The 10,799-nt window shown below is 75.2% G+C and carries 8 protein-coding genes; 5 read left to right on the top strand and 3 right to left on the bottom strand.

Features of this window, described 5'->3' with window-relative positions:
* The first annotated feature begins 155 nt into the window (after positions 1-155).
* Positions 156-815, top strand: a complete 660-nt coding sequence (locus E4099_RS21660) for a GntR family transcriptional regulator (RefSeq protein WP_135340771.1) — start codon at positions 156-158, stop codon at positions 813-815.
* A gap of 96 nt (positions 816-911) precedes the next feature.
* Here E4099_RS21660 and E4099_RS34420 read toward each other — a convergent pair whose 3' ends face one another.
* The 3 genes from E4099_RS34420 to E4099_RS21640 form a co-directional block, all read right to left on the bottom strand.
* Positions 912-1,160, bottom strand: coding sequence for a hypothetical protein (locus tag E4099_RS34420; RefSeq protein WP_135340770.1), 249 nt, complete (start codon positions 1,158-1,160; stop codon positions 912-914).
* A gap of 548 nt (positions 1,161-1,708) precedes the next feature.
* A complete protein-coding gene (locus E4099_RS21645; protein ID WP_135340769.1) occupies positions 1,709-2,575 on the bottom strand; it encodes a hypothetical protein in 867 nt (288 codons plus the stop codon).
* 178 nt (positions 2,576-2,753) lie between these two features.
* On the bottom strand, positions 2,754-4,475 hold the full coding sequence (locus tag E4099_RS21640) for a PucR family transcriptional regulator ligand-binding domain-containing protein (protein WP_135340768.1): 1,722 nt from the start codon (positions 4,473-4,475) through the stop codon (positions 2,754-2,756).
* Positions 4,476-4,804: 329 nt separating this feature from the next.
* On the opposite strand from E4099_RS21640, the gene E4099_RS21635 reads away from it, so the two are divergent.
* From E4099_RS21635 to E4099_RS21620, 4 genes are all read left to right on the top strand, one after another.
* The gene (locus E4099_RS21635) at positions 4,805-5,707 is read left to right on the top strand and encodes an FAD binding domain-containing protein (RefSeq protein WP_135340767.1); all 903 of its coding nucleotides are present in this window, start codon (positions 4,805-4,807) and stop codon (positions 5,705-5,707) included.
* The gene (locus E4099_RS21630; RefSeq protein ID WP_135340766.1) at positions 5,698-6,270 is read left to right on the top strand and encodes a (2Fe-2S)-binding protein; all 573 of its coding nucleotides are present in this window, start codon (positions 5,698-5,700) and stop codon (positions 6,268-6,270) included. Before E4099_RS21635 ends, E4099_RS21630 begins: the two co-directional genes overlap by 10 nt.
* Positions 6,271-6,272: 2 nt before the next feature.
* Positions 6,273-8,684, top strand: coding sequence for a xanthine dehydrogenase subunit D (pucD, locus tag E4099_RS21625; protein ID WP_386389381.1), 2,412 nt, complete (start codon positions 6,273-6,275; stop codon positions 8,682-8,684).
* A gap of 228 nt (positions 8,685-8,912) precedes the next feature.
* Positions 8,913-10,082: an XdhC family protein gene (locus E4099_RS21620; protein ID WP_135340765.1), complete on the top strand. Its 1,170-nt coding sequence runs from the start codon at positions 8,913-8,915 to the stop codon at positions 10,080-10,082.
* The last annotated feature ends 717 nt before the right edge of the window (positions 10,083-10,799 follow it).

The following is a 10,799-nucleotide window of genomic DNA, read 5'->3' as shown; positions in this document are numbered from 1 at the left end:
GGCGGGCCGGGACCGCGGGCCCCGGTCGAGTCCCGTCCCGGGTCTCGCGGTCCCGGGCCTGGTACGGAACGGGGCCGAGCCCCGCCCCCTCGCGACCGCGGGGGTTTGACCTCGCGAGGCCTGCGCTTATCGTTCAGAGGACGTCAGGAGGATTCATGGAGCAGCCCCGTACCGGAACCGCGGCCGGTCCGCGGGTACCGCTGCAGCGGCACTCCGTGCGCCGCCAGATCCTGAAGGCCCTGCGCAGCGCGCTGGCCGGCGGCGAGCTGGTGCCCGGCGAGGTGTACTCCGCCCCGGTGCTCGCCGAACGCTTCGGGGTGTCCGCCACCCCGGTCCGCGAGGCCATGCAGCAGCTGGCCGGCGAAGGGGCCGTGGAGGTGGTGCCCAACCGGGGCTTCCGGGTCGCCCGGCGCAGCGCCCGCGAGCTGGCCGAGCTGGCCGAGGTGCGGGCGCTGCTGGAGGTGCCGGTGGTGCTCACCCTGGCCGAGACCCTCGACCCCGAGTGCTGGGCGGGTCTGCGCCCCTTCGCCGAGGCCACCACCCTGGCCGCGGCCAAGGGCGACCGGGCCGCGTACCTGGAGGCGGACCGCGCCTTCCACCAGGCACTGCTCGGCATGGCCGGCAACGAGCAACTGGTGATCGTCGCGGACGACCTCCACCGGCGGGCGCAGTGGCCGCTCGGCCAGGGGCGGGCGGCCCGTCCGGACCTGGTCGCGGACGCCGCCGAGCACACGGCACTGCTGGACGCGCTGGCCGCGCGCGACCTGATCGCGGTCGAGTCCCTGGTACGGGAGCACTTCGCCAGCGCCGCGTGAGGCCGCCGTCCGGCGCTCACCGGCGGGTGTCAGTGGGCACCCGAGGGTGTGGCCCGGGTGCCAAGGCATCCACGAGGGATGCGGGTCGGCGGGCTGTCAGGTGGTCAGCTCGGCGCACACGGTGTAGACGACGACGTCGGTCTCCATGGTGGCGGTGACGAACCGCACGTACCCGGTCCCGTCCGGATTCAGCCGCGTACCGGTCTCGTGCACGGGGCTGAAGAGCGCTTGACCGGCGACATCGCCGCCGACACTCACCGGCACCGAGCCCGCCGGGCACTGGGGGGCCGGGATGGGGGTGTTGTCCGGGGTGGCCGCCGGGATGTGCACGGTCTCCTGGACCACGGTGTAGGAGGCGACACCGGGAGGGCCCGCGGGGCCCTGAGGTCCTGCCGGGCCCTGGGGACCCGCGGGCCCCGCGGGTCCTGCCGGTCCTGCCGGTCCTGCCGGGCCCTGAGGTCCTGCCGGGCCCGGGGGTCCCGCGGGTCCTGCCGGGCCCTGGGGTCCCCTGCACACCAGGTGTGAGCCTTGGCGCTGGCAGGAACCCTTGCCGTCGCCTCCACTGCCTTCGCCGGCGAAGGCAGGCTGGGCGGCGACGGCGCCGATACCGGCGGCGGTGAGGGCGGCGAGCGCGACCGCGGAGAGTCTATGGGTGAGCGTCATGCAGTGGGCCTCTCGTGAGCTGCCTTCGGTCAACGCGCCTTCTGTGCACGTGATCGGATTTCCCTATTCCCCGGACCGGCCAGGGCTGGCCTCGGACCGGGCGGTGTCCACCTTCCGGGGCGGCGCATACCGGCACATGGGCTATGACCTTCCGGGTCCGCTCGACACCGCTCGCCCGGACCGCCTCGGGCGGTGCCCCCGCGGGTGCCGGGTCGCTCCCCGGCGCCTGGTCAGGCGGGGTCCGGTGAGTCGGGGGCGGGCTCGGTGTCCGGTGGGCCCGCCGCCTCCGCGGGGGCCGGGATGCCGGCCGGGTCCGCGGGGGTGGGGCGTAACTGCTCGGCCAGCCAGGACGGCACGCCGCCCAGCAGCCGGACCAGCCGGCGGGCCTCGGCGCGCAGCCGGCCCGCCTCGGGCTCCGGCATCACGTCGGCGAGGGCGGCCAGCGCCGGGGCGATGCCGATCAGAAAGCCCAGCTCCTCCCGGATCCGCAGCGACTCGGCGAAGCCGCGGCGGGCCTCCGGGAGGTCGCCGCACTGCTCGGCCATCGCGGCCAGATGCCGCCAGGTGAAGGAGCGCAGCAGCTGGTCGCCGTGGGTGGCCGCCCCGGCGTGGGCCCGCTCGAAGGCCGCCTTCGCCCCGGTCGGATCGTGTGCCAGATGGTGGGCGACCAGACCGCGCCGGAAGTCCAGCAGCGGGCGGGCCGGCGAACCCGGATCGATCAACGCGGCCGAGCGGCCCAGCGCGGTCCGCGCCTCGTCGGCCCGGTCGCGGATCCCGAACAAGGTGGAGGCGTACGCCAGATGGCCCCGCTCGCTGGCGGCGCGGCCCCGGGCCTCGTCGGTGTGGGCCAGCGCCTCGGCGCCCCGCAAGGCCGCCTCGGCCGCCGCCCAGCCGCGGGCGGTGAACATGCACTGCTCGGTGAGGAGCGAGGTGCGCCTGAGCGCGGCGCCCGGATCCACCGCGGCCTGCGGGGCCAGCAGCGCGGCGGCGTCGTCCCAGCAGCCGCGGGAGCGCAGCCGCCACACCGCGGTGTCCAGGGGGTCGTCCTCGGGGCCGGGGGATGAGTGAGGTGAATCCGACGATCCAGACCGTGACATGGCGGTGTCCGCCACTTCGCCCTCCCAAAGCACGCCGTCGAGCCGGAAGTCGTGCCCGCATCTCAGCACGGATCGAAGGGGGCGGCCAAGGGGTCGGTGTGAACGAATTCACAAAGCCGGGTGCCGGGAGCCTGGGTGGATCTTCGGCGCGCTCGCCAGGGACCGGCTCCCGCCCCCGCTAGCTCATCCGCAGGGCCAGGAAGAAGTCCAGCTTGTCCTCCAGGCGGGACAGGTCGCGGCCGGTCAGCTGCTCGATCCGGCCCACCCGGTAGCGCAGCGTGTTGACGTGCAGGTGCAGCTGGGCGGCGCACCGGGTCCAGGACCCGTCGGAGGCCAGGAACGCCTCCAGGGTGGGGATCAGCTCGGCCCGGTGCCGCTGGTCGTAGTCGCGCAGCGGGTCCAGCAGCCGGGCGGTGAAGGCCCGCCGGACGTCGTCCGGGACGAACGGCAGCAGCAGGACGTGGGAGGCCAGTTCCTGGTGGCCGGCCGCGCACACCCGGCCCGGCCGGGCGGCGGCGACCCGGCGCGCGTGCCGGGCCTCCTCCAGCGCGCCGCGCAGTCCCTCCGCCGAGTGCACCGCGGCGCTCACCCCCAGGGTGAGCCGGCCGTCCCCGGCCAGGCCGCGGGTGAGCGGCTCGCGCACCGCGGCCAGCAGCCGGTCGGCCTGGAGCGCGGCCGGCTCCTCGCCGTCCGCCTCGTCCGCCGGGCCGGCCGCGTCGGCCACCGCGGGCAGCGGGACCAGGGCGACCGCCTCCTCGCCGGTGTGCGCCACCGCGATCCGCTCCGTTGGCTCGGCGCCGGTGCTGTCCGGATCCACCAGCAGTTCCTCCAGCAGCGCCTGGGCCACCGCGCCGTGCGGGACCGGCTCCCCGGCGCCTTCCGCGTCGGGTAGTCCCCACTCGACCCGGGCCACCACCACCTGCCAGTGCGGGGCGCTGCCCAGGCCGGGCAGCAGCACGGGCGCGGCCACCCGCAGCCGGGCGGCGATCTCGGCGGGCGCGGCCCCGGCCTGCACCAGTTCCAGCACCTCCTGGGCGAGCCGGCGGCGCACGGTGCGGGCCGCGTCGCGGCGGTCCCGCTCCACCGCGATCAGCTGGGTGACCCCCTGCAGCAGGTCCAGCCGCTCGGCGGGCCAGTCACCGGCGTCCGCCGCCACCGCCAGCAGCCAGTCCGACAGCACGGTCTCGCGGGTGTCGCGCGCGCCGCCGCGACCGGCGCCGCGGACCGGGAAGAGGGAGTAGGTGCCGCCGCCCGGCACCGCCACCCGGTACGGCGCCCGCCGCCCGGCCCGTACCGCGGCCAGGTGCTCGCCGGCCAGCTCGGCGCGTACCGCGGCGGGCAGCTCGGTCCGGGCGCCGCCGGCCGGGGCGGCTCCGGCGATCTGCCGTCCGGTGGGGGAGAGCACCCAGGCGCTCAGGTCCAGGTCGGAGCCGAGCAGGTCCAAGATGACGTCCGGGCCGCCGCCGGCCGGTCCGGAGCTCATCAGCCGCCGGTGCCGGTCCACCACGGCGGCCAGGTCCCCGGCGCGCTCACCGGAGACCTGGCGCACCACATGCTCGGTTATGGAGGCGAACGCCACGTCCTCCACCACGGAGAACAGCGGCAGCCGGTGCCGGGCGCAGGCCCGCACCAGGTCCTCGGGCACGGCGCCCAGCTCCGCCTCGCCGGCCGCCAGACCGGCCACGCCGGCGGCCGCCAGGATGCGTACGAAGCGGTCCGAGTCGGCCGGCTCGCGGCGCCAGGCCAGCCCGGTGAGGACCAGCTCGCCACCGGCCAGATAGCGGCTGGGGTCGCGCAGATCGGTGGTCATCACGCCCCGCACCGTGCGGTCGAGCTCCTCTTCGCCGCCGAGCAGTCGCAGCCCGAGGGCCTTGGTCTCCAGCAGTGTGCGCAGCCGCATGTCGTTGCCAGCCGATCTCGTCGTGGTGGTGCGTGGGGTTTCCCACCGGTGGGGCCGGGGGGAGGAATGCCGGGGATTCCGCTTCCCGTCTTTCGTTCGAATCTACAAGACATGCCCCCTGGCCAGCCAACCGCTTCATGTGTTCGGTGACTGCACCGGGCGGGCCGGGCGTCGATGTACTGATCTCAGGCCACGCGCGGAGCCGCCGCGTCGTGCTGCCGTGGCGCCGTGCCGCCGTGCCGTCTTCGGGAGGTGATCCGTTGACCAGGGCGGCAAGAGGGAACCCGGGATCCCGCATCCTCCCACCGACACTTCGAGAAGAGACATCCATGGACTTCCTCCGCCCCGCCAGCTGGGAGGAGGCGCTCGCCGCGAAGGCCGAGCACCCCACGGCTGTGCCCATCGCGGGCGGTACCGACGTCATGGTCGAGATCAACTTCGATCATCGGCGGCCCGAGTACCTGCTGGACCTGAACCGCATCGGTGAGCTGAGCGAGTGGGAGGTCGGCGCGGACGGCGGCACGGTCCGGCTGGGCGCCTCCGTGTCGTACACCCGCATCATGGAGCAGCTGCGCGACCGGCTGCCGGGCCTGGCGCTCGCCGCGCACACCGTCGGCTCCCCGCAGATCCGCAACCGCGGAAGCGTGGGAGGGAACCTCGGCGCCGCCTCTCCGGCCGGCGACGCGCACCCCGCGCTGCTGTCGGCCGGCGCCGAGGTCGAGGTGGAGTCCGTGCGCGGGACCCGCCTCATCCCCGTCGAGGAGTTCTACACCGGCGTCAAGCGCAACGCGCTCCAGCCGGACGAGCTCATCCGGCGCGTGCACATCAAGACCGCGGACGGGCCGCAGCAGTTCTCCAAGGTCGGCACCCGCAACGCGATGGTCATCGCGGTGTGCGCCTTCGGACTGGCCCTCCACCCGCGCACCCGCACCGTGAAGACCGGGATCGGCTCGGCCGCCCCCACCCCGGTACGGGCCGCGGTGGCGGAGGACTTCCTCAACGCCGCGCTGGACGAGGGCGGCTTCTGGGACAGCGGCAAGCGCATCACGCCGTCGATCGCCCAGAAGTTCGCCGAGCTGTGCTCGGCCGCCTGCAACCCCATCGACGACGTACGCGGCAGCGCGAAGTACCGCCGCCACGCGGTCGGCATCATGGCCCGCCGCACCCTCGGCTGGGCCTGGGAGTCCTACCGCGACGGCGGCACCAGCAAGGGAGAAGCACAGTGCGCGTGACATTCACCGTCAACGGCCGCGAGCAGAGCGCCGACGACGTCTGGGAAGGCGAGAGCCTGCTGTACGTGCTGCGCGAGCGGCTGGGGCTGCCCGGCTCCAAGAACGCCTGCGAGCAGGGCGAGTGCGGCTCCTGCACGGTGCGCCTGGACGGCCTGCCGGTGTGCGCCTGCCTGGTCGCCGCCGGCCAGGTGGAGGGCCGCGAGGTGGTCACCGTGGAGGGACTGGCCGAGCACGCCAGGGAGCGCGCCGCCGGCTGCGCCACCGGCGCCTGCGGAACCGGCCTGGACGAGGCGAGGAAGTGGGCGGCGCGCCCATCCGACGGCGCTGCCGGCGGCGACCTCGCCCCGATCCAGCAGGCCTTCATCGACGCGGGCGCGGTGCAGTGCGGATTCTGCACCCCGGGCCTGCTGGTCGCCGCCGACGAACTGCTGGAGCGCAACCCCGAGCCCTCGGACGCGGACATCCGCGAGGCGCTCTCCGGCAACCTGTGCCGCTGCACCGGCTACGAGAAGATCCTGGACGCGGTCCGCCTGGCGGCTGCCCGTACCGGAGAGGCGGTCTGACCATGGACCATGCCCCGACCCGAGCCATGTCCGCACCCGCCGGCACCCCGGTGGGCCTCTCCCAGGGCAGCCACACCAGGGGCGGCGTCGGCGAGTCCACCCTGCGCCCCGACGGCACCCTGAAGGTCACCGGCGAGTTCGCCTACGCCTCCGACCTGTGGCACGAGGACATGCTGTGGGGCTGCACCCTGCGCAGCCCGCACGCGCACGCCGAGATCCGCTCCATCGACGTCTCCGAGGCCCTGGCCCAGCCGGGCGTCCACGCTGTCCTCACCTACGACGACCTGCCCTGCGAGGTGCGGCACTACGGCCTGGAGATCCAGGACACCCCCGCCCTCGCCCAGGGCCGGGTGCGCTACCACGGCGAGCCGGTGGCGCTGGTGGCCGCCGACCACCCGGAGACCGCCCGCCGCGCCGCCGCCAAGATCAGGGTCGACTACGCCGAGCTCCCGGTGGTCACCGACGAGGCCTCCGCCACCGCCGAGGACGCCCCCCTGCTGCACCCCGGCCGCGAGGACCACCACGCCGGCCACGTACCGCACCCCAACATCGTGCACCGCCAGCCGATCATCCGCGGCGACGTGGCCGCGGCCCGGGAGCGCGCCGATGTGATCGTGACCGGCGAGTACGAGGTCGGCATGCAGGACCAGGCCTTCCTCGGCCCCGAGTCCGGTCTGGCGGTGCCGGCCGAGGACGGCGGGGTGGACCTGTACATCGCCACCCAGTGGCTCCACTCCGACCTGCGGCAGATCGCCCCGGTCCTCGGCCTGCCCGAGGAGAAGGTGCGGATGACCCTGTCCGGCGTCGGCGGCGCCTTCGGCGGTCGCGAGGACCTGTCCATGCAGATCCACGCCTGCCTGCTGGCGCTGCGCACCGGCAGGCCGGTCAAGATGGTCTACAACCGCTTCGAGTCCTTCTTCGGGCACGTCCACCGGCACCCGGCCAAGCTCCACTACGAGCACGGGGCCACCCGGGACGGCAAGATCACCCACATGGCCTGCCGGATCGTGCTCGACGGCGGCGCCTACGCCTCCTCCTCCCCCGCGGTGGTGGGCAACGCCTCCTCGCTCTCCGCGGGCCCGTACGTCATCGACAACGTGGACATCGAGGCCATCGCGCTCTACACCAACAACCCGCCGTGCGGCGCCATGCGCGGCTTCGGCGCGGTGCAGGCCTGCTTCGCCTACGAGGCGCAGATGGACCGGCTCGCCGCCGAACTGGACATGGACCCGGTGGAGTTCCGGCAGCTGAACGCCATGTCGCAGGGGGCCGTGATGCCCACCGGGCAGGAGGTGGACGCGCCCGCGCCGGTGGCCGAACTGCTGCGCCGGGTCAAGGCCATGCCGATGCCGCCCGAGAAGCAGTGGGAGGCGGCCGGCGAGGCCGTGGACGTCCGGGAGCTGCCCGGCGGCCTGTCCAACACCACCCACGGCGAGGGTGTGGTGCGCGGGGTCGGCTACGCGGTCGGCATCAAGAACGTCGGCTTCTCCGAGGGCTTCGACGACTACTCCACCGCCCGGGTGCGGCTGGAGGTGGTCGGCGGCGAACCGGTCGCCGTGGTGCACACCGCGATGGCCGAGGTGGGCCAGGGCGGCATCACCGTGCACGCCCAGATCGCCCGTACCGAGCTGGGCGTGGCCCGGGTGATCATCGACCCGGCCGACACCCGGGTCGGCTCGGCGGGCTCCACCTCCGCCTCGCGGCAGACCTATGTCACCGGCGGCGCGGTGAAGCACACCTGCGAGGCGGTGCGCGAGAAGGTGCTGGAGCTGGGGCGGGCCAGGTTCGGCACGTACCACCCGGCCTGGGCCACCGCCGAGCTGCTGCTGGAGGGCGGCAAGGTGGTCACCGACGGCGGCGAGGTCCTCGCCGACCTGGCCGAGGTGCTCCAGGACGAGGCCGTCGACATCGAGCGGGAGTGGCGGCACCGGCCGACCGTGGCCTTCGACCGGCACACCGGGCAGGGCGACGGCCACGTCCAGTACTCCTTCGCCGCGCACCGTGCCGTGGTGGAGGTGGACACCGAGCTGGGCATGGTCAAGGTCATCGAACTGGCCTGCGCCCAGGACGTCGGCAAGGCGGTCAACCCGCTCTCCGTGGCGGGCCAGATCCAGGGCGGCACCACCCAGGGGCTGGGGCTGGCGCTGATGGAGGAGATCGTGGTGGACCCCGAGACCGCCAAGGTCCGCAACCCCTCCTTCACCGACTACCTGATCCCCACCATCCTGGACACCCCCAGCATCCCGGTCGACGTGCTGGAGCTCGCCGACGAGCACGCGCCGTACGGTCTGCGGGGCGTCGGCGAGGCCCCGACGCTGTCCTCCACCCCCGCGGTGGTGGCCGCCATCCGCCAGGCCACCGGCCTGGCCCTGAACCGGGTCCCGGTACGGCCCGAGCACCTCACCGGCACCTGAACCCCTCGGGCGGGGACCCGGCCGGCACCGCCGTGCCGCTCCGGGGCCCCGCCCGGCGGGCGACCGCCTCCCCGGCACCCCGCGTGCGGGCCCCGGGGGACAAACCCGCGGGCCCGGGGTTTTCATGTGGGTATCGAGTGCGGTGTTCCCCCGGACACCTGGGCCGGGATCCATCGAGCACGGGCCCGGCCGCTGCCGAGCCACCCGCACGCAAGGAGCTGATCACCCATGCTGGACATCGCCGCCGAGCTGCACCGCTGGTGCGAGGAGGGCCGCGACTTCGCGGTGGCCACCGTGGTGGCCACCGGCGGCAGCGCGCCCCGGCAGCCGGGCGCGGCGCTCGCGGTGGACACCGGGGGCGGCGCCGTGGGCAGCGTGTCCGGAGGGTGCGTGGAGGGCGCCGTCTACGAGCTGTGCCAACAGGTGCTGGAGACCGGCGAGACGGTCCGCGAGAGCTTCGGCTACTCCGATGAGGACGCCTTCGCGACCGGTCTGACCTGCGGCGGGAGCATGGACATCCTGATCACCCCGGTGCGGGCCGCCGACCCGGCACGCCCCGTGTACGCCGCCGCGCTGGCCGCCGCCGCCGCCGGCCGGCCCACGGCCCTGGTCCGGATCACCGCGGGCCCGGCCGCCCTGCTCGGCCGCACCCTGCTGGTACGCCCCGACGGCAGCCACGCCGGGACCCTGGCCGGGCCCGGGGTGACCGACGCCGCCGCGCTGGACGCCACCGCCGCACGGCTGGCCGGTGCCATGCTGGACGCCGGCCGTACCGGCACCGCGGCCATCGGCGCCGACGGCAGCCGCTGCGGCGCCCCGCTGGAACTGCTGGTGGAGTCCGGCCTGGAGCCGCCCCGCATGATCGTCTTCGGGGCCATCGACTTCGCCGGCGCCCTGGTGCGGATCGGCAAGTACCTCGGCTACCACGTCACCCTCTGCGACGCCCGGCCGGTCTTCGCCACCCCCCAGCGCTTCCCGGACGCCGACGAGGTGGTGGTGGAGTGGCCGCACCGCTACCTGGACGCGACCGAGGTGGACAGCCGGACCGTCCTGTGCGTCCTCACCCATGACGCCAAGTTCGACATCCCGCTGCTGGAGCGGGCGCTGAGGCTGCCGGTCGCCTATGTGGGCGCCATGGGCTCCCGCCGCACCCATCTGGACCGGCTGGCCCGGCTGCGCGAGGCCGGCGTCGGCGAACTCGAACTCGCCCGGCTGCGCTCGCCCATCGGCCTCGACCTGGGCGCCCGCACCCCGGAGGAGACCGCGCTCTCCATCGCCGCCGAGATCGTCGCCGACCGGCGGGGCGGCAGCGGGGTGCCCCTGACGGGCGCTCACACCCCGATCCACCACGACGGGGAGCCCCTCTCCGGGGCGGGCCGGTTCGGCTCGGTCGCCTGACCGGCGGGGCGGCACCGGGCCTCCTCCCGGGTCTCGGGCGATCCACTCCGGACCCGGCCACGCCCGCTCCGTCACCAGGGGGCGTCCCACGTCGCCGATGATCGGACGGGCCCGGTAGCGCCGCTCGCGGGTCGGCGGGCGCGTATGGCCGGGCGGTGCCGCCTGTGGGCCTGGCGGATCGGGCTCAGGGGTCCGACGGGGCTGCGCCGCTCGCGGACCGGCGGGCACGTGTCGCGGAACCGGCGGATCCGGCTCAGGGGGATCCCACCCCGGTGGGTGGCCCCGCGGGCCCCGCGCACACGTATGGCCGGGTGGCGGGCGGGTACCCGAAGGCGTGATGGGCCCCGTACCGCGCGGCCTGCCGAGACGTCCGCGGGTGCGGGGCAGTGGACGTACTCGATGCTCCAAGTACGGAGGTTTCCGATGATCCGGCAGCTCGATGACGGGGGCGGGTGGACCGCCACCTCCCCGCCCGTGCACCCCGACCCGGTGCCGCCGTCCCCGACGCCGGTACCCGGGCCGGGCCCCGATCCGGGCCCGCTGCCCGGGCCGACACCACCAGCACCGCCGCCGCCCGGGCCGTCCCCGGACCCGGTGCCCAGGCCGCCAGGCCCCGACCCGGTCCCGGACCCCTCGCCGCAGCCCGGCCCCCTCACCTGAGGCGCCCATGGTGGACCGGCACAGCCCGGTCCACCACGGCCGCCCCCGGTGTCCCCC

The sequence above is a fragment of the Streptomyces palmae genome, from assembly GCF_004684805.1.
Taxonomy (GTDB): Bacteria; Actinomycetota; Actinomycetes; order Streptomycetales; family Streptomycetaceae; genus Streptomyces; species Streptomyces palmae.
Note: the sequence above shows the minus strand (reverse complement) of the source record. Positions and strands in the feature narration are given on the sequence as shown.